Annotated in this window: 13 protein-coding genes; 10 read left to right on the top strand and 3 right to left on the bottom strand. The window is 57.2% G+C overall.

Going from position 1 to position 19,097, the window contains the following annotated elements; all coding sequences use genetic code 11:
* The first annotated feature begins 19 nt into the window (after positions 1-19).
* Positions 20-8,056 (top strand): hypothetical protein, encoded by an 8,037-nt coding sequence (locus BQ9846_RS13415; protein ID WP_075881448.1) that lies wholly within the window; start codon positions 20-22, stop codon positions 8,054-8,056.
* Positions 8,057-8,072: 16 nt separating this feature from the next.
* Complete coding sequence (locus BQ9846_RS16710; RefSeq protein ID WP_159437929.1) at positions 8,073-8,231, top strand: helix-turn-helix domain-containing protein; 159 nt, start codon at positions 8,073-8,075, stop codon at positions 8,229-8,231.
* Here the strand turns inward: BQ9846_RS16710 and BQ9846_RS13410 are convergent.
* Together BQ9846_RS13410 and BQ9846_RS13405 are read right to left on the bottom strand one after the other, a co-directional pair.
* Complete coding sequence (locus tag BQ9846_RS13410; RefSeq protein WP_075881447.1) at positions 8,228-8,647, bottom strand: helix-turn-helix domain-containing protein; 420 nt, start codon at positions 8,645-8,647, stop codon at positions 8,228-8,230. The two genes, BQ9846_RS16710 and BQ9846_RS13410, sit on opposite strands and share 4 nt — an antisense overlap.
* A complete protein-coding gene (locus BQ9846_RS13405; protein WP_075881446.1) occupies positions 8,644-8,958 on the bottom strand; it encodes a type II toxin-antitoxin system HigB family toxin in 315 nt (104 codons plus the stop codon). The genes BQ9846_RS13410 and BQ9846_RS13405 overlap by 4 nt, the downstream gene beginning before the upstream one ends.
* Before the next feature lie 154 nt (positions 8,959-9,112).
* Here BQ9846_RS13405 and BQ9846_RS13400 point away from each other — a divergent pair, with 154 nt between their 5' ends.
* From BQ9846_RS13400 to BQ9846_RS13370, 8 genes are all read left to right on the top strand, one after another.
* Complete coding sequence (locus tag BQ9846_RS13400) at positions 9,113-9,535, top strand: phage tail fiber protein (protein WP_075881445.1); 423 nt, start codon at positions 9,113-9,115, stop codon at positions 9,533-9,535.
* A gap of 15 nt (positions 9,536-9,550) precedes the next feature.
* Positions 9,551-11,293, top strand: a complete 1,743-nt coding sequence (locus BQ9846_RS13395; protein WP_075881444.1) for a hypothetical protein — start codon at positions 9,551-9,553, stop codon at positions 11,291-11,293.
* A complete protein-coding gene (locus tag BQ9846_RS13390) occupies positions 11,290-11,556 on the top strand; it encodes a phage fiber-tail adaptor protein (protein ID WP_075881443.1) in 267 nt (88 codons plus the stop codon). The genes BQ9846_RS13395 and BQ9846_RS13390 overlap by 4 nt, the downstream gene beginning before the upstream one ends.
* The gene (locus BQ9846_RS13385; protein ID WP_075881442.1) at positions 11,557-12,540 is read left to right on the top strand and encodes a hypothetical protein; all 984 of its coding nucleotides are present in this window, start codon (positions 11,557-11,559) and stop codon (positions 12,538-12,540) included.
* Complete coding sequence (locus BQ9846_RS16590) at positions 12,537-13,076, top strand: hypothetical protein (protein ID WP_144049428.1); 540 nt, start codon at positions 12,537-12,539, stop codon at positions 13,074-13,076. Before BQ9846_RS13385 ends, BQ9846_RS16590 begins: the two co-directional genes overlap by 4 nt.
* A gap of 98 nt (positions 13,077-13,174) precedes the next feature.
* The gene (locus tag BQ9846_RS13380; protein WP_075878825.1) at positions 13,175-14,428 is read left to right on the top strand and encodes an IS256 family transposase; all 1,254 of its coding nucleotides are present in this window, start codon (positions 13,175-13,177) and stop codon (positions 14,426-14,428) included.
* An 88-nt stretch (positions 14,429-14,516) separates the two neighbouring features.
* Positions 14,517-16,457, top strand: a complete 1,941-nt coding sequence (locus BQ9846_RS13375) for a hypothetical protein (RefSeq protein WP_075881441.1) — start codon at positions 14,517-14,519, stop codon at positions 16,455-16,457.
* 520 nt (positions 16,458-16,977) lie between these two features.
* The gene (locus BQ9846_RS13370) at positions 16,978-17,892 is read left to right on the top strand and encodes a GIY-YIG nuclease family protein (RefSeq protein ID WP_210433192.1); all 915 of its coding nucleotides are present in this window, start codon (positions 16,978-16,980) and stop codon (positions 17,890-17,892) included.
* Positions 17,893-18,139: 247 nt separating this feature from the next.
* On the opposite strand, the gene BQ9846_RS13365 is transcribed toward BQ9846_RS13370, so the two are convergent.
* Entirely contained in the window at positions 18,140-19,090 is a 951-nt protein-coding gene (locus BQ9846_RS13365; RefSeq protein WP_075881440.1) for a DUF4351 domain-containing protein, read from the bottom strand.
* Between the last annotated feature and the right edge of the window lie 7 nt (positions 19,091-19,097).

Below are 19,097 nucleotides of genomic sequence, written 5' to 3'. Positions count from 1 at the left end.
CATTTTTTTTGGAGCCTGTATGGATAAACGTAATTTGGAGCAGGTAATCGTCTCGGATGGCGATACTGTATTTCGCAAAGACGGTTCCTCCGTTCGCACTATCCGTGACTCAGGCTCCGACACTCCAGAAACGGCATTTACGTTCGAGCCGGGTGGCTACCAAGCCACGCTTTACGCCAAAGGTCGTTTGTCTCCAGGCGCTTCTTTTGGTGGAGTAGAAGGCACAACCTATGGGCGTGAAGTTCGTGGCATCTATACCGAGGACGGTACCCGGCTTTCCGACGAACTAATTAGCCGCGGGCTTGCTAGTTCTACGAATTTTGGCGGCGACACCACTCCCCAGGATATGTCCCGGCTGACTAATTTGGCCAATGAGTTTGAACGGCTAGGCGGCGAGGGCGAAATCGACGAGCTTCAGGCCAGCGCCCGCCGTTCTCGTTTAGCACGTCTCGATTCGCTCATTGGCGGTCAGTACAAAGGGCGCTTATCTCAAGGGGGCGTTGAAACCCCCTACGGCACCGAAGGCCCACTATCCGACGCATGGGATCGGGGTAAAGCGGAGCTTCGCCTTACAGGCAATGCGTTTCTACAAGCAGTGGGTTCTTTTACCGGGCATGACCCATTAGAGCGCCATGGCGAACAAGGTGTTCGTGAAGCACTTGCTGATGCGGTATCCAACCCGGCTCGCGTTTCTGGTATCGACGAGGTAGACGGGTTCGCCGATGCGGGACTGTATGCAATAGAAACACTTGGCGCTGAAATGCCCAGCCTTCTTGTTGATGCCGGTGCTGCGTTGGCGGGTGCTGCCACGGGTGGCGGCTCGCTTATGCTGGCAGGTATTGGTAAAGCGGCGCTACGCAAGCTAGGTGGCCCCCTGGCAGCAGGGTCGGCTCGCGGCATTTCGCGTGACGCGGCTTCTCGGGGCGCAAAACTTGGTGCATTCGGCTCGATGCAAGTTCAAAGCACAGGCGAGTCTTATAACGAACAGCTTGGTATCGGCGTAGATGATCCGGGCCGTGCATTTGTACTAGGCGGTGTCAAAACGGCGTTTGACTACGCCTCGCTCAAAGGCATTTTGGGCGATGTCACCAAGCGTTTTGAAGGCGGCGAGAGCGTCGACTCCATCGCCAAATGGTTTGGCTCCACGTTAGGTGCGGTAGCCACCGGCGGTGGGCGAGAGGGCGTCACGGAAATGACGCAGACCCTCATTGATGAACTCAATAAAGTCGACCTGACTGGCGGTGAGTACAAAGTAGATACCGACCAGCTAATCGAGAGTTTGGCAGCGGGCTCGACAGTCGGCGGCACGCTCAGCGGCACAGGCGCAGCGGCAGGCAACACATTTCAATATTTCCGTGGCACGGATACAGAAGCGGGTGCAGGTGTTGAGAACCCTGAGACGGACGCCGAGCCGCCGAGCAACCTTGACGCCACCATCGAGTCCCGCCCCGATACCATAACGTACATCTCGCCAAGCAACGTCAAAGATGGCGTGACATTGCGGTATCTGCAAGAAAAGTACCCCAACCTGCACGGCAAGCGTACCAAGAACGGCGGGTATAAAGTATCGACTTCCTCGGAGGCAGTGGCTAAGGCGTCCACGGCGGTCGACGAAGCGACAATGGCCAGCGAGCTTGGTTACGACCAGAACAAGACCGAGGCATTGAATGAATCTGAGCAAGGCGCGGAGCTATTCGCCGACCAAGAGCTGGATGAGCAAGGCCGCGTAATTCGTGACCAAGTGTCGACGCGACCGGAACCCGCGCCGATCAAAATGGGCGGGCAAGCTCGTAGCGGTCAGCGTACAACACAACGTCGGGTGCCGGTTGAACAAGCTCGCGCCGAACGTGCTGAGCAGTATCGCCGCGAGGTGGAGGAACTTCGGGCGGGGCAGGTCAACCGTGGCACCAACGATGCGGCCCAGGTCGAGGATTACGAGACACCGGCCCAGCGCCGCGAAGCCGCACGTTTTCAATTCCGCGAAGAACGTCCACCGTCTGATGTGACACCGTTGATCCAAGAAGCCCGCGACCTTGGTATCGACACTGAGCCGTTTGTCGGTAGCCGCGAGGCAGTGAACGAGAACGTGCTTCGCCGCGACCTACAAAGTCGGATCAACGACGTGGTACCGGGGCGCAACGCGACCTTGCGTGACGCGTTGGGCGGCGAGCGGTTATCTGACCTTGACGCCTCGCGCCTTCGCCAAGTGGCTGAGGCGATGGGCATTAAGGACTTGCCCGAGAAGGCGCGTGCGTTTCGGGGTACTCCGCAGGAGCAACGCGGCCAGCGTAACCGCGCCATTAGCGCCGTGGCCGATAAAGTGTTGGCGTGGCGTGACGGCACACGCTATGACCGGGGCCGCGATGGCACGAAAGAGGGTCGGTTTGTCGACCAGCTTGCGCCCAGCGACGTGAGCTTGATGGCCGGGTTGGTACCGGGCCTTGAGGGGCTTAACCGCAACCATTACGACAACGCCGCCGAATACCAAACCGCTGTCCGCGATGCGCTAAACGAGGCGTTCCCCTCTCAAGCGGCGCTCCGTCAGTATTTATCGGGGCTTAATGACGCCGAGCTGCTTGAAGCGTCACAACTGACGCGGGCCGATAGCCGTGGGTTTGAGTTTGATGCGGAGACGGAAGAACGGGCAGACGTTAGCCAGCTTCAGCAAGTGGTGCAGGCCGAGCGTCAGGGCGAAACATCGTCGGCGGACGACCAGTGGGACAGCGAAGTCACCAACGCCGAGCCGTTTGATTTTGATCCCACGCCGTTTTTGGAGTCCGAAGGTGAGCGCGCCCAAGAAGACATCCAAGAAACTGCTGCGGCGAACGAGGCGCCTGATCCTAAACAACGCGAGGCACTGACCAGTGCGGCTACCGCCGCCGTGTATTCCGAGCTAACGGGTCAGACAGAGGGGGCTGGCTACAACGCTGCCGTTGATGCAACCGCTCCGTCGTTGTCGGGCGACGAACGCGCGCGTATTTCGTCGGGGCAGTTCGATGGTCGCCGGTTGCTCGCCCACTTGGTACCGTCAGGCGATCCTGGGGCGATTGACCAGCTTACACAGTCGGCTCTCGATAGCCCGTCTAACTTTGCGTCGATCTTGGCCAATACGTTTGAGCGTCGGCGCACGCCGCTTGATGCGTTTATCCGCGACTCCACGGCAGACGGTATAGCTCGGCAGGAAACGGCAGCGGCGTCAGGTTTCCCCAATACTCGGCTACAAGATAGGAGCGAACAGGAGTCGTCCGACTTTCTGTTTTTCGGCACGATGCTGGAAGGCGCTCGGTTCGCTCGTGACGAAAACGGGGATGTGTTTCCTGCTACGTCGATGGCCCTTAGCGATGACCCTACTACACGCCGTCGTCAGCTAAGCTCGCCCAAGTACCAGCAGCAGATCGAGTCGTCCGAGCGGGCAAGCCGCTTGGAGGGTAAAAACCTTGTCAGTTTGACCATCACCACGCGTAACGGGGCTAGGGCACCGTATTTGTTTGACGCGGTGGCGATGTCGGAGTACGGCCAAGCCGGTGAGCGTAAACCTGATAGTGCGCTGGATGCTTACAGCAATTTGCGCGATAACTTGAGCCGTATGCTACGCGGCCCAGCGGCAGCAGCTAGCCAGCCCGGCGGTGAGAACCCGACGTTCATACAAGGCATGGGGGAGTTACCGTTCATTCCTGAACACAAAGTTATCTGGGAAGGCACCTCCGGCCCCGTGACCTATGGCGAAGCCCGCAAGATGTACTTCCAAGAACGCAGCGACAATCAGCTTCGGGCTGACTTGGCGAGGGAACTGGATAGCATTAACGAACGCCAGTCGGATCGTCGCCGTGGTTTGCGTGCGCTGGTTGGCCGAATGCTGAACGGCCTCGGTCAACTGGAAGGCGAAGCGCGGCTTGCGACCATCCGTGATCTGAATGATGCTCTTTACCAGACCGATGATGACGCGTTGGTAGCTGATGTGGTCGGTGCGGTCGAGTCGCTTGACCCGGCTGAACAAGGCGTGTTCAAAGAACGCGCCCAAACGCAATTAGCGGCCCGCGAGAAAGGGTTGGCACAGGCCAAGCGCGACTACGACAAAGCGACTGCTCACGCCGAGCAGGCGATGGCCGAGGTAAGTGTTGCTGAGCGTTTGGGCGACGAAACAACGATGGCCGATGCTCGCATGGCGTTGGACAAGGCGCGCGAACAGGAGAACGAGGCGGAAGGTTTGCTTTTACGTCGCACACAGGCGCTTCAGCATGTGCGTGCCATGGCCGAAGGGTTTCGTGACGCGGATGACGCGCCTGATCTTCGCGGTATTGATACCAACAAGAGTGTGGCGGGCCGTTATTCACTGACTCAGCAGCAAGTGTCGAAGCTTCCCGGTGCCCAAGGCGTGCGTAACTTCAACACGCTGCTGTCCGAGTACCGCCGTGAACGTGACCGGGCCACGTCGGTGTCGCGTGAACTCAACAAAATCGGTCGGTTGAAGTCTTATACCGAACGTTCGCTGGATGAACTGGCTCGCCAGCTTGAGGCTGAGGGCTACGACCGTGAAACGGCCCGCGACAAGGCATCTGAACTCCACGAAACCTTTTGGGGGCTGGCGGGTTCCGAGGCGGAAGGTCGTGTTGGTGATGACGAAAACCCAGCAGACTTTGACGTGGGCGGTCAGCCGATGGTGGCGGCAGTCGACCAAGACGGCAACCAGTATGCGGCGCCGGTGCCGACGGACGAGCAATCCGATAACTTCCAAGACGGCGAGCGTGACTCGCGCGACGAAACGCAGCAGGCCGACGAAACCGCCAAAACGCGGTTCGAGGGGCTTCGTTACAAACGCCAAATGCGTGAGCAGCTAGCGGCGCGTGTTGCCGCGTTCAAGGAAGCGACCGGCCAAGTTGAGCAGGTGGAGAACGCCGAGTTGGCCCCCGACACACCTGTCAAGCGCAGCACAATGTTCAATTTGTACTATGCCGGTGTCACCCAAGACGCACTGCCCGTGAGTCTTAAAGGTGTGCAGCCGTCATTTGCCTCCGAGTCGCACAAACTGGCCTACCAGAAGATGCAGGCGGCGAAGCGTGTGCAGGGCCACGGCATCACGACACAAGAAACAACGCGTCCCGAGATTCTTCACGCGGCGTTTGGTGACAAAGGGATGCGTGTCATTGGGGCTGAAGACAGCAGCGCAGTTGAGTCCTTCGTTAGCCAAGCGGTCGAGGACTTTCGCTCAACGGGTCGCCCAGTGATGGTGACGGTGGGCGAAAATGCCGATCAGATCGGCGCTAACCTCGACAAGCATAGTTTGCTGAGCAAAAAGCAACGGGATCGCATTGCTGACCAGCTTTGGCACGCGCACGCGGGCGAGCGCCCTATGTACATGCCGATGGGCGACTTTGTACTGGTGTCGCTACCGGCTCAGCCCAAACGCGGCGTGGCGGCAACAACGCGGTGGTATCACCAGTTGGGCCACGAACTGGGGCATATGGTATTTGATGACTACGCCCAGGCATTGAGCAATAACCACGCGCAGCGCGAGGCGGTTTACGCGGCGTTTGAGGCACAGACAGAAACCCGGCCCGAGAAAGACCCGGCACTGTTCAAGGAGTGGTTTGCCGACCAAGCCGCTAACGAAATGATCGACCGGGCATTGGGCATGGCTGACCCTGAGCAGATGACACCGTTCACGCGGCTGGCGAACTTGCTCCGAGGGCTGTGGGAGCGGATTCAGTATCTATTGCCCCGTTACACGCGCACGCGGGCCTTTTCGCAGTTTGCTCAGGCGATTCGTACTCAACAGAAGCAGTCGTTGGCGTACCAGACGCGCACCAATAGCAGGGACGGTAAGAAGTACGACACGGTGTCGTTTGACTCTTACCGCCGTGGCGAGCAACCGATTCGCCCACAGCGTGGGCCGCAATCCACCCGCGACTTTACGCTGGAGTTTTACGACGGCTCGCCCGAGGCCAATCAAGCCAAGTTGCTCAACACGCGGGCGAAGAACTTCGTCAAGAAAAGTACGGCACCGGGCACCGTGGCGGAGGCCGTGGGCCGCTTGGGCCGTACCGTGGTGGGGCGGCTTGAATCTTATAGCCCAGAGCTGGCATCGCATCTATTTCAGCGCAATGCCACAGACCGCAATGTCGAGGGTATCCAAGCCTACGACCAGATGGCCAACGCCAAGCGCGATCAATGGGTTGGTGTAATGGAGCGGGCGTTTGGTGAAGTGTACAAGGCAGCGGGTATCAAGGGCGTGTTCAAAGGGAAGGCGAAGCAGGATGCCGTGATCGAGGCGTTCCGTGATTTTGAGGCGGGCCGCACGCACAAACGTGGGGCGGCTGCGTTGGCACGGGCCATGAAAGCCATGACGGATAACGCGCGTCAAAGTGGTTTTCGCTCGTCGATTCTTGACGGTAATAACCCGCCTGTGGCGTTCGACCACCACAAGGTGGACGCAGAACGTCAGGCGTTTGACGAGCTAATGCGTGAGGCGTTTCCCGAGGCGACGGACACGGAACGTGCTAAGCGTCTGGAGTTGTTGCTTGACAGCCACGGCCAGAGTGAGTTTTCGATTGCGCCGGGGCTTCCGGTGTCTTACCACGACACTACCCGCCACATGGTTGATGCGCTTGGCGTGGCGCGCCTTCGTGAGCTGGGTTTTTTGGCCGAGCCGTCGGATGCGGTGTTCTATCACTTCATCGACGGGTTGGCGAAGCGTACCGCGTGGGAAGCGAACTTCGGCGGGCATACTGACCAGATTGCCAACCGCCAAGCGCATCACCGTAATGTTTTGGGCGTGGATGACCCGAACGGCACGCAGATGGAGCAGATGGGCTTTTTGAAGGACGGTCGCTACTACAACCCTAACGGCAAATTTCACCAGATGATGGACGTGGTGGTTGCCGAGCATGGGCAGGCAGCGCGTGAAGACATTCTCAAGATGCTTGATGGTGTCATGGGCCGCACGACCAGTGCCATGCCTAACGGACTGCGCAACATCAACGACTGGGTGACGGCGTTCACTAGCTGGACAATCTTGGCGTTCTCCGGCATCGCGTCGATCCCCGAGGTGGGCTTACCGGCGGTACGGGCGCATGGCCGCGCGGGCATGATCGACGGGGTGCGCGGCTATCGTGAAGCGCGGGAGTTTGCCAAAGCGGCGGGCAACGTGCTGAGCGATAGCGCCGAACGCATCATGTGGCAAACGATGGGCGACAACTACGAGTCGTCGACGTTGAACAAGATCGGTACGGCATTTTTTAAGCTTAACGGCCAAACGGCAATGACGAACGTGTCGCGGATTATGGGCATTTCCATCGGCACTCAGTATTTACTTCGCAGTGCCGAAGTGGGCGATACCCAGGCGCTTGAACAGCTTGGTGTGACGGCGGAAGACGTGCGCAACTGGGACAGCGACGGTCGCCCGGTGTGGACGCCAGAAGCGGACACCGCGAGCAATGCCACCGCCGAGAAGGTACAGAACGCGTTGACGCAGTTCATGTACGAGGGCAGCTCGTACCCAAGCAAGTTCCAGAATCCGAGCTGGTTCAACAACCCCTACTTTAAGATGTTTTGGATGGTGAAGCGCTATATGTACGCCTACGGCGAGGGCATTTTACTCGGCATGTGGCGGCAGGCCAAACGCCAATGGGTACGTGGCCAAGGGCTGTCGGCAGAGAAGAAAGCGTTCCTCGCCGCCGCGCCGTTCATGGCGTTTGCCGTGGCGACCATCCCGTTGGCCGCAGCGGGTACCGAGATTCGTGAATGGATGCGCCCTGTAACGACCGGGCGAGAAGGCAAAGATATCGAGGATTACGGCGGCGTGGCGAAATACAGCCAGTACCTATTCAGCCGTGCCGGGGGCTTTGGGCCACTGGAAATGGTGCTGTCGATGAAGCAGCAATCGGATTGGGGCCGGTCGCCCATCGGTTCCGTGTCGCCGGTCATTGGCAAGGCGGAGATGCTTACCGACTGGGGCGCCGACGGTGAATGGTCGAGCGGCGAAGCGGCCACTAAGCTGCGGCAGATGGTTCCGGTCGCTAGCCAGTTCCCCGGCGTGGTGAACAAAATCTTCGATTAGGTCAGGAGGAAGGACTATGGGCGAGAAGCTAACCAGTTACGATGCAGCGGCGTCGCTTAACAGTGAAGAAGCCATCGAGGTGTTTTTAGAAGACGCCTACAAGACGGAAGACGACGCCTATATCGCCAAGGCAAAAGAAGTGGTCGAACGCGCTCGTCTTATGAACGGTGCTTAGCGAGCAAAAAAGATAGCCGGGTCAATGCTAAAGCGGGCTGATAGCGCCTCTATATGGCGGCGTGTCAGCTCACGTTTGCGATTGAGTATTTTGGACACGTAAGACTTGGAGCCGATTTCGGGGAGATCGGCTGTGCCCAACCCATGTTGCTCCATTAGAAACTCCAGCATGTCGACACCGTCCAAGGCCGCGACGGCTTCGTTAAAGGCAGCAAACGCCGGGGCAGTGTCTTCCCACTCCTCGATGACATCGGTAAGTCGCTCAATTAGGAAATCGTTGTCCTCGTCGTCCGCATCCAGCAGTGTTTCAACCAGAACGAGCGCCTCTTGGTATTCGACATCATTGTGGATTCGTACAAGGAAAGGAGCTTCCTTGAAAATCTTTGCTGCGGGTTGAGCGAAAGCGATAGCGTTCATTGTCTTTTCTCCTGCGCGTATTTGCTGCACAGCTTGTCGTACTCGGCATGTGTTACTAAGTGCTTAGCAAAAAGCCGCTGCTTTTCAAAATCGACAAAGGCAATTAGCCTGAGATTGTTTCCGCCAATGTCTATGACCCACCATCTATCGACGTACCGGAAGTTATCTAAGCTCGGAAACATTGCTTTCATCGCGTCGGGACTGACAAAAGTCGCCGCTTTTAACGCTTTGTAGGTCTTATCCACTGCTTTGGCGTCATTAGGGTGGTTAGCCATAGCTTGTAGAAATGGGGCTCGTGATATGACTCGCATTGACCCACCTAGCATCTAGTTACAACCATATTGGTTGTTAGTGGACTATTTGTCAACACTGTTGGGTGGTTTAGATGTGCGTGCCGATGCTGTCGCAGCGGGGCTTTATGTCGTACAATATACGCAATGCTAATTAACTCGCGCGAGGTACATCATGGCAGCATTTTCCGATCATCTTGAAGAAGGCATCTTGAACCACACCCTACGTGGTCAGGCGCTTTCCACCCCCGCCACGATCTACATGGCGTTGTTTACCACTGACCCGACCGACGCGGCCTCGGGCAACGAAGTGACCGACTCGGCCTATGTCCGTCAGGACATGGCCAAGGGCGAAACCATTTCCAGCGGTTGGACATCACCGTCCACCTCCGGCGATGGCACCGAGGTGTCTAACGCCAAGGTCATTCAGTTCCCGCCGGTCGCCGATGGCACCGTGACCGCTAGCCACTATGGACTCTATGACGCACAAACGGGCGGCAACTTGCTGTACCACGGTGCGTTCACCGTGGCCAAGACGCTGGAGATTAACGACGTACTCTCCATCGACATTGGTGGCGTTAAAGTCATCGTCCGCTAATAGGGACGCTTGCTTATGTTCGCTCCGCTAAACGGTGCCCCGCTTAACGGCGGGGCGGCAGGGTTATGGGTATCGGCCACCGCTGAATCATCGGCGGTGGCCGGGGCGACGGCGGTGCGTGTCGTTAAACCGACCGGCACGCTGGAAGCCCAGGCGAGCGAACAGTTTGATAGCACGCGGCTGGCCAAGCCTGCCACAACGTCTTTGGTGGTGGCGTCCACGTCGAGTGGCGTGGGCGAACGTCACGCGTACTTTGGCGGCGTCGCCGAGGCGCGCGCCGATAGCACGGTCGAAGTTTACGGCTTTGCCTATGTGCAAAGCTCGCCCGACGCTTATGCCGATAGCACGGCGTCAGCTAACCGCACCGCCTGGCAGTTTGGTGAGTTGCTTGCCGACGCCACGTTTGATTTGGCCGCGTACCGCCTTGTTTGGCGTGACGGCGGCGAGCTAGTTGCCGAGGCCGAAGAACAAGGTACCGGCGTTCGGTTGGCGGGTATGTCCGCCGAAACGGCGGCGGTCGACGCGGGCCTTTCGATCACTGCCACCCGCTTAGCGAACATGGCCACGGAGAGCGTGGCAAACGTCGCGGAATCTTCGGCCAGTGCCGAGCGGCAAGTGGTGCCTACCTCCACGCTTTCCGCCACGGCGGAAGCGCCTGACGTTGGCGCACTCCGCACCGCTCGTCCTGATGTTCGGGCGGCGCGGGCGCGTGGCATTAGCTGGATCGACGAGGGGCGAATTGAACGCCTGCGCGTGCGCCAGATTGCCGCGACGGGTTCGATTATCGCCCGTGGTCGGACACGCGGTATCGCCAACGAGTGGCTGGGCCGGGGTGTTACCACCAGCACGGCGGATATCACCCTTGACCGGCTGTGGTTCGTTCGCTCGGGCCGTGGGGCCATTGAGGCGAGCGCCGAACTGGCGGTTGACTCGAACCGTATCCAGATTCTTACCGGCGGTGCCCTGGGCCGCGCGGTCATGGTCGCTTCGCCGACGATCACGCGCGGCGGTGTTCGCTACAGCTACTTTGACGCGGTGGCCGAGGCGGTGGGCGAAGAACACGCGGATGCATTGCGGATCACGGCGGCAAACGCGTCGGTGCTGGAAACCCAGATCGCGGGCGAAGCGAACAGCTACCTTCGCCACGGCATGTCGGGGTACTCGACCGCCCAATCCAGCACGCTTGGCGACAGCTATGTCAACCCGTGGACATTTGCCACGGGGCTTGCGGAGGTTACGGCCCAAAGCACGGGTGAATTTATCCGCTACCGTTGGGTGGGTACCAGTGGTGTCACCGACGCGATGGCGGGCGGAAGTGGTGATGCGACCCGCTACCGCTGGGTGGGTGTGACCGGCGAGCTGCACCCACAAGCGGCGGTCGTTGATGCGGCGTATGTCGCCGTTGGCGTGTCGGGGGTGGCATATGCTTGGGCCGAAAGTGCGCTGGACAAACGCCACAGTCTCAACGGCATGGCGGGCGAGGCAGTGACCACGGGCGAAACAACGTCAGCGTTTACCGTGTTCACTATACACTATCCCACGGCGGAAGCAGCGGTCGAGGCGTGGACACAGGCCGATGGCCTTCGCACCGTGCATGTCTACGAGACACCGTTGCTGTTCGGCAATGCGTCTGTGATGCGGGCCGTGCCGCGTATTAACCCCGGCGCTCCGGCCCCTGCTACTCGTACCGTGATCCTTGCCGCCAATCCGCGTGAAATTCTATTACCTGCTTCGAACCGGGAGTACCGCGTCGCATGAAAACATTCCGTAAGCAGCCGAGGGATCACCTCGACTACGACCTTGATTTATCCGACTGGCTTCCGCCCGGTGACGAAGTGCAAGCGGTGGAGGTCACCGCGCCCGCTGGCATCGAGATTACCCAGACCGGCTTTGATGCCGACCGGGTGAAGTTCTGGATCAAAGGCGGTACCAGTGGCCAGAGCTACAAGTTCTCGGCGCTGATCTACACCGACTCCCGCGAAAAGGAAGTCGATTTCCTCATCGTTGTGGTGGATATGTAAATGGCACAGATATTTTTGAACAACTGCTACGCGACGTTGGCCCAGGCCATTACCGCGACGGACACGCAGATCGAACTGAGTGGCATGAACGGGTTTCCTGGCTCACTTGCGGCGGGCGACTTTTTCCTGTTGACGCTCTATGCGGACACCACGCGCTACGGTGAGAACATCGAAGTAGTGAAGGTCACGGGCGTAGGGGCCACGTCGGTTACTGTCGAGCGGGGCTTTGAAGGCAGTGCCGTGGCCCATGACGCCTTGGAGCGGGCCGAGGCGCGGTTGACGGCGGCATCGCTTGAGCAGATGGAAGTGCCTTGGGATCAGGTGACAAGCAAACCCGGCAACATTGCTTACCAAGGCACCACGCAGGACGTGACGTTCCGCGACGTGGATGCCCGCTGGGTGCGTGCCGAGGGACGAAAGCCCGCTACTGACCCCAATGACTCCAACAACTGGGACGCGGGCTTAGCAGTCATCGAGCATATTACAGAGGGGTGGGCACCCGAAGATTACATGGGTGTGCTTCACGCGAGCATTAGCGTCAATCGTGCGTTTCAGTTGGCTGTGGGCAGCGGCGGCATCTATGTTCGTCGTCTACATTCGTCGCTGACCAACGCACCTTGGCAGTACATGGCAAACCAAGAGTACGTGGACAATGCTCTGGGTGATAAGCGCGGCATATCAGACACCTCTTTCCCACGCTACGACCTCGCCAGCGCCGATACAACTGCCACGCTCGACTTGGCGCAGCAACAGATATTCCGCGTCGATGCCTCAAGCTCGCGCACGCTGGCCTTTGCCAATGAGCCGGGCGCCGACAGGGCGATGACGGTCGTGGTGCATATCACTGGTAACTCAGCGGTGACTTGGCCTGCTGGGATTGATTGGGACAGCGATGCCGCACCGGAGTTGGGTGATAACGAAACGAAAGTCGTCTTGTTCTGGGATGGCATCGAGTGGTCTGGATTCGTGAGGGTGGCGAAATGAGCCTCGAAATAATGGTTGCGGGCATTGGAGGTATACAAGTGGAGTATTCGGAATATACAAGAATTGTTAGCGGCAGTGGAACATTACAGCCGCCGACCGGCGCAAAAGCAATGCGTGTTGCGGCTATTGGTGCTGGCGGTGGAGCTGCTTCAATACTAAACAGGGCACTGAGCGATAATTCTGATTGGGAGACTAGTGCATGCGGGGGTGGCGGTGGCGGCTGTGCAGCCACAAAAATAGTTAAAGCCGAACCTGTAACATATTCGATAGGGTTGGGTGGGGTATCTGAAAAAGACTATGCTGAGCAATATAACCTTTTTGTGGCTGCCAGCGGAAACGACGGGGGGGATACCACCGCAACTTTTGGTTCATACTCATTAGTTGGAACAGGAGGTGAAGGTGGTCACGCTTCCAATGTTGGAGTGGAACTTTCTTGGTCTTCTTCGGTTTCGGGCCAAGGGGGTGATTACAGCTTCACTGGTGGTCGGGCACGTTTAGTTAGAAGTATTGGACACGGTTCATATGTTATAGCCTGAGTTAAGCTCGATTCTGGTGTATGGGAGGAAGTAGGAAGGGTGGCGTATCCTGTTGATTGATCACGACCAAGATCTCAACCAACAAAAGTGGATACGCCATGACTGATTCTACCCTCCAAGCCGTGACACAGCCAGACAACGACATCACGGACCCGCTGCATGAGCTGCTACGCCAGGGAGCCCGAGACTTAATCGCCAAGGCCGTGGAGGCGGAGCTAACGACGTTTCTGGAGCAATACGCCGACAAGACGCTGGAGGATGGGCGTCGTGCCGTGGTCCGCAACGGCCACTTGCCCGAGCGCACGATCCAGACAGGCATCGGTGATGTTAGCGTGCAAGTACCCAAGGTACGGGACCGCAGCGGCCATGGCGCTTGCTTTAACAGCAGCCTGCTACCGCCCTATTTGAAGCGAACCCGCAGTATCGAGGAGTTGATCCCCTGGCTCTACCTGAAGGGAATCTCCACCGGCGACTACCAAGAGGCACTGGCCGCGCTGCTGGGTGATCAGGCCAAAGGCCTTTCGGCGAACACCGTGTCCCGGCTTAAGAAGCAGTGGGAGGACGAGCATGCTGACTGGCAGAAACGCGACCTATCAGAGCAGCGCTATGTCTATTGGTGGGTCGACGGTATCTACAGCAAGGTGCGCATGGATGACAGCCTGTGCCTGCTGGTGATCATCGGTGTGACCGAGCATGGCCGTAAAGAGCTGGTTGCCGTCGAAGATGGACGACGGGAGTCGGAAGCCAGCTGGGTAGAGCTGCTCACGGGACTACGGGAACGCGGACTCACCCATGCCCCCAAGCTTGCGATCGGCGACGGTGCCATGGGGTTCTGGGCGGCGTTGAGCAAGCTCTACCCGGAAACGGATCACCAGCGTTGCTGGGTACATAAGACGGCTAACGTACTGAACAAACTGCCGAAATCCGTGCAGCGCAAGGTCAAGGCTGACCTGCACGAGATATGGATGGCCGAGACACGCGACAAAGCACACAAGGCGTTTGATCGCACCGTGAAACGCTTTGACACCAAGTACCCCAACGCCATGGCGTGCTTGGTGAAGGATCGGGAGGCGCTGCTGGCGTTCTACGACTATCCGGCAGAGCACTGGTTGCATATTCGTACAACCAATCCGATCGAATCGACCTTCGCTACGGTTCGCCTGCGGAGCAAACGCAGCCGGAATTGCGGTTCTAGGGCAACGACCTTGGCGATGGTGTTTAAGCTGCTTCAGAGCGCTCAGAAGCGCTGGAAGCGGATAGCCGGGTTCAACAAACTGGAACTCGTCGTGAATAACGTGAAGTTCCAGGATGGTGAGCCTTTAACCGATCAATCAGACAGCAACGCCGCTTGACCGCTGTACACCAGACTTGACCATAACTCGGCTTTCCGCCGGTTCCCCGTGGTTTTGTGACCTGGGCCCCGAACTATCACGTGGTTTTTTGGCGCTCAAAGTGTGGTTCACCTTCCAAGGGTTGGGTGCCGAACGCATGGCAGCGGTCGTGCGTAAACACTGTCAGTTGGCGCAAGCGACCGCCCAACAGATTGATGAGACACCCACGCTGGAACGATTGGCGCCTGTTCCCATGAATATTGTCTGTTGCCGCTTTGTACCCAGTCGACTGCTTTCCACCTCGAACGAACAGACTCTTTATCTGGATGCGCTCAATAAAGCCATCGTGACTCAGCTTCAATTACAGGGGGTGGCAGCCCCTTCGACCACCACGCTTCATGGCCAGCTAGCCATCCGTATCGCGATTGTGAACCACCGAACCGAGATGACCCACATGACGGAACTTGTTGAGGCCATTCAGCCGCTAGGCGAGCGCATTGATGCACGCTTCGCGCCCTTGTTACAGCCCACCCACTGGCATCTGATGCAAGGTGGCGATGCGCGGTTATTGGTCGATCCCGACACCGGCCTGAATCGCTATGGCTGTTCGCCGTCGCCACGTGATAATGCCTTTACCTTTGCCTCGTCTACCGCCACCTCTGTTTCCACACCGGCGTATCAAGCGGCGGATGCCTATCGCCAGCGGATATTACACGATTGTGTGCAAGCCAATGAGGTCACCCCCTTGGCGGCGCATTGCCGTGCGTTGGAAGCGGATATCGCCAGCACATTGGGCATGACCGACCTGGAGCCCGATTTGCATCTCTCGCCGTCGGGGACCGACGCGCAACTCCATGTTGTCGCCGCCGTGACCACCGCGACACCGGGCAAGTGGGTGAGCATTGTGTGTGGCTCGGATGAAACCGGTAGCGGTACGCCGTTTTCGGTGACGGGATGTCACTTTGATGGCACCACGTGTTTAGGACATTCGGTGACCAAAGGCGAACGCTTGGCGGGAATGCCCTCGATGGCATTTGAAGGTATCCCTTTCAAAGCCGACGATGGGCGCTTCTATACCTTAGCGGAAATGGATCAGCGTATTGAGGCGTGCGTCGCGGCCGAAATGGAAAAAGGCCACCATGTGATGCTCCACGCCATGGACCAATCCAAGTTTGGTTGCTGGGCGCCATCGCCCTCGCTGCTGGACCGGTTGCGCCAACGCTACGGCGAACGCCTCCAAGTGATTATCGATGCCTGTCAGCTGCGCATTGATGCAGAAGACTTACGAGACCACCTCGCTAAAGGCGATATTGTGCTGATTACCGGCTCCAAGTTCTTCACCGGGCCTCCGTTCAGCGGGGCGGCTATTTTCCCTCAAGCGTTTTCGCACCGGTTGTCTCAAAGGGGAGCACATCTGCCCAGTGGCTTGACCGATTACCTGCCGAAAGCGGATTTAGGGACTTGGGAAACGCTGCTTCCCGATGCGCCTTCGCCCTTAACCATTGGCATGTACTTACGCTGGTATGCCGCGCTCACCGAAGCCAAACGCTACTACCAAGTGCCTAAAGATAAACGCATCAGCGGGCTCGATGGCTTTGGTCGTAATGTGATGCAAATGATCGACCAGCATCCGTACTTAGACGCGCTCTTTGATACCACCGATCCTTGGTGGGCGCGTACTGAAATGCACGGGGATGAATTGGGCATCCGGCGCAGTATCTTCCCGTTTTTGATTCGCGATACGCAAGGCCACTACCTAAGCCAAGATCAGGTAAAAACGCTCTACGAACAGCTCAACCGCGACATGAGCGATCACCCAGGACTAACGGAAAGTGACAAAGCCCTGGCAGCGCAGTGTTGCCATATAGGCCAGCCGGTCAAGATTGAAGGCAAGCACACCTCAGCGCTTCGCATCAGCATGGGCGCGCGCATTCTCTCCGATGGTTGGCACGACGGCGTGCATGACAGCCACCACCTGGAAGAAGAGCTGCGCCAAGTGCGTTTGATCCTGGAGAAACTGACCTTATGCGTACGGCAATTGATTAGCTGAGTAAGGAGAACTGTCGGTGCAAGCCTCCACAATCGGGGGCTTTTTTGTCTCTGAGCGCTAGGTAACACCACTTAAAAACCCTATTCACGGGTAAGCAAAGGCTGAGGTTTTTGTCATCCAATGCCGTTTTATGCTGTAAGCGATCTCTTACACGTTGAGCGTTTCAGCTAACCAGAAAACTAACGGCGTGATCGCCGTTGTAAAGACGACCAGCGACCAAGCCGACGAAAAACATAATGTGTCAACGTTTAGGGGAATGATGAACGGTTGGGTTTTTTGGACCATCAAGAAAAAGTGCTAATGGCACGTAAAACAGGGGCTAATCGGCAGCGGTAAGGTTTTGTCTTCGATCACCATCAAGCAGGTGAAAATCGGCTTAATAGAGGCTGTTTTGGCGAGATAGCCAGACGTCTATACCAAAAGATAGCGTCTTCAAGATTCTTACATCGTTTATTCTATGTCTTGGATGAACACTAGCGAGCAGGATTGGCCGCTGAACACGTAAAGGAATAGGTTTTCCATGAAGCCCCCGCATTGGTCTGAAGAGCGTTATTGGTTAGACGGACAAGACAAGTATCAACAATGGATAGCATCCGGACAGCGAGGAGTGGTGCTGGATATCCCCGCTATTCAAGCGCAGATATACGAAGGGGATGGACCCGCTTATAAACTGCTGAATGCCATGCTTTCCGTGGATCATCATGAAGGCATGGAAGGGTTTAAGGGGGCACCTCGCCTCGTATTAGCGTTATTGGCACAGCTTGCGGAACTGGGAGATGCAACCGCTTCACCGCAACACAGCACACCGGCTTGCGATGTGGCCAAAGAGATCATTTATGTACTGAAAAACCCGGCCATGCCCGGATTGCTCAAAATTGGCAAAACGTCGCAAATAGATGTCACCTTGCGCATGAATCAGCTCTACACCACGGGCGTTCCCACGCCTTTTGAATGTGTTTATGCCGTCGAGGTCGAAAGCCATCATAACGTCGAAAGCGCACTCCATATCGCTTTCGGCCCTAATCGTATTAACCCCAATCGCGAGTTTTTTCAGATAGAAGAAGACCAAGCCGTCGCGATTCTCAAGGTGTTGGGCGGTACCGATGTGACGCCTCAGATTAATGCGGAACTCAATGCCAACGTGAGTCAGGCCGAGAAAGAGTCCGGTAAAAAGATCAAGCGGCCTAATATGGACTTCTTTGAAATGGGATTATCGGTCGGCGATCAGCTGGTGTTTAAAAATGGTGAAGCCACGGCAGAGATCTTTAATAACAAGAAAGTGCTCTTTAACGGAACGGTAGTGTCGCTTACGGCAGCCACACGCGAAGTGCTCAATATTGACCACAGCGTCCAACCGGCACCGTACTGGTTCCATGGCGACAAGCTGATGATAGATATCTACGATGAAACCTATCCTCAGGGGGGAGACAACTAACCCACGACACTGAGCACGGATAAAAGCGCTAACAGCATCTAAAACAGGGGCTAGTCGGCAGCGGTAAGGTTTTGTCTTCGATCACCATCAAGCAGGCGAAAATCGGCTTAATAGAGGCTGTTATGCCGGGATAGTGACGAGTCCGTTAGGCGCTTACACACAAAACCCCAATGCGTTAGCGATCGGGGCTCTGTGATTTTATGATGGAAACCGCTTAGTGATGGAGCGCTGCACACTTAAAATTGAATCAGTGGCTACCCAACAGGGTATCCAAGCTATGCGCATCCAAAACGTCATCAGCCCAACGCTCTAGCTGGGTTTCATCCGCCTCCTCAATACGCTGCTGTGCCCAATCGGGTAACTCGCCAAAGCGCTTATTGAGTAGCTTGATCAAGAAGCGACGTTCACCTATCAGCGCGCCTTGCAGCAAACCTTTCTCGATACCATGACGTTCAAAGGTGTTGATATAGGGCATTTTCTTCGCCTCCTGAATCTCGTAGACCGCTTGTCGGAACGTGGGTTCCAGCCCGTAAGGCAGCTGGAGCATCCAATCGATGACAATAAATAACTGCTGGATCTGTTCCCGGCTGTAGTTACGCTCAAACATCAACCGCACCAGCTTGATTTTGGCTTGGGTGCGGGCATTGCCATCGGTTAAGCGCTTCGCCCGTAATTGCGCCATGACCACCAGCGCAAACACATTATCGCTGGCTTCCAAGGCCTCCCACTGCGCTTCCCAATCGATTAACTTGGCCATGGGGAAGGTAAACGCCACCTCACAGCCCCAGCGCTCGTAATAAAACGTCGTGGGTCGAAAGCTTTCTCGCGTATCGGCCAGTACCGCAATACTGACCACGTCAATGCCGTAACGATCCCGCAAGCGGTATTGATAAGTATACATCCGTTCGGCAAACGCGTCTTCCGGTTCGCCTTGCACTTCCACATGAATCAACACCCAGGTTTCGGTGCCATCGTTGGCATACACCTTCACCAGCTTATCGGCATAACGGCGTCCGCTTTCCGCTTCGACCGTGATTTGCTGAAGCTCCGTATCCAGGGGGGTATAGCCTTTTGACCAATCCACCTGCTGATGAATGGTCGGGAACAGTAACGCCAAAAACTCCGCAAAGTAGCCTTCTAAGGCCTTTTTCCACGGGCTATCGTGATCCGTTGAACGCTGCTCGTCCGTTTCGCTCATTCAGGCA

The organism is Vreelandella massiliensis, assembly GCF_900155385.1.
Taxonomy (GTDB): Bacteria; Pseudomonadota; Gammaproteobacteria; order Pseudomonadales; family Halomonadaceae; genus Vreelandella; species Vreelandella massiliensis.
The sequence above is the reverse complement of the archived record's forward strand: the minus strand, read 5'-3'. Positions and strand labels throughout refer to the sequence as shown.

Excerpts from the sequence above, each read along its gene's own strand:
- BQ9846_RS16710 (WP_159437929.1), top strand. The coding sequence starts at position 8,073 with ATGGGCGAGAAGCTAACCAGTTACGATGCAGCGGCGTCGCTTAACAGT.
- BQ9846_RS13410 (WP_075881447.1), bottom strand. The coding sequence starts at position 8,647 with ATGAACGCTATCGCTTTCGCTCAACCCGCAGCAAAGATTTTCAAGGAA.
- BQ9846_RS13380 (WP_075878825.1), top strand. The coding sequence starts at position 13,175 with ATGACTGATTCTACCCTCCAAGCCGTGACACAGCCAGACAACGACATC.
- BQ9846_RS13390 (WP_075881443.1), top strand. The coding sequence starts at position 11,290 with ATGAAAACATTCCGTAAGCAGCCGAGGGATCACCTCGACTACGACCTT.
- BQ9846_RS16590 (WP_144049428.1), top strand. The coding sequence starts at position 12,537 with ATGAGCCTCGAAATAATGGTTGCGGGCATTGGAGGTATACAAGTGGAG.
- BQ9846_RS13395 (WP_075881444.1), top strand. The coding sequence starts at position 9,551 with ATGTTCGCTCCGCTAAACGGTGCCCCGCTTAACGGCGGGGCGGCAGGG.
- BQ9846_RS13400 (WP_075881445.1), top strand. The coding sequence starts at position 9,113 with ATGGCAGCATTTTCCGATCATCTTGAAGAAGGCATCTTGAACCACACC.
- BQ9846_RS13365 (WP_075881440.1), bottom strand. The coding sequence starts at position 19,090 with ATGAGCGAAACGGACGAGCAGCGTTCAACGGATCACGATAGCCCGTGG.
- BQ9846_RS13385 (WP_075881442.1), top strand. The coding sequence starts at position 11,557 with ATGGCACAGATATTTTTGAACAACTGCTACGCGACGTTGGCCCAGGCC.
- BQ9846_RS13370 (WP_210433192.1), top strand. The coding sequence starts at position 16,978 with ATGAAGCCCCCGCATTGGTCTGAAGAGCGTTATTGGTTAGACGGACAA.
- BQ9846_RS13415 (WP_075881448.1), top strand. The coding sequence starts at position 20 with ATGGATAAACGTAATTTGGAGCAGGTAATCGTCTCGGATGGCGATACT.
- BQ9846_RS13405 (WP_075881446.1), bottom strand. The coding sequence starts at position 8,958 with ATGCGAGTCATATCACGAGCCCCATTTCTACAAGCTATGGCTAACCAC.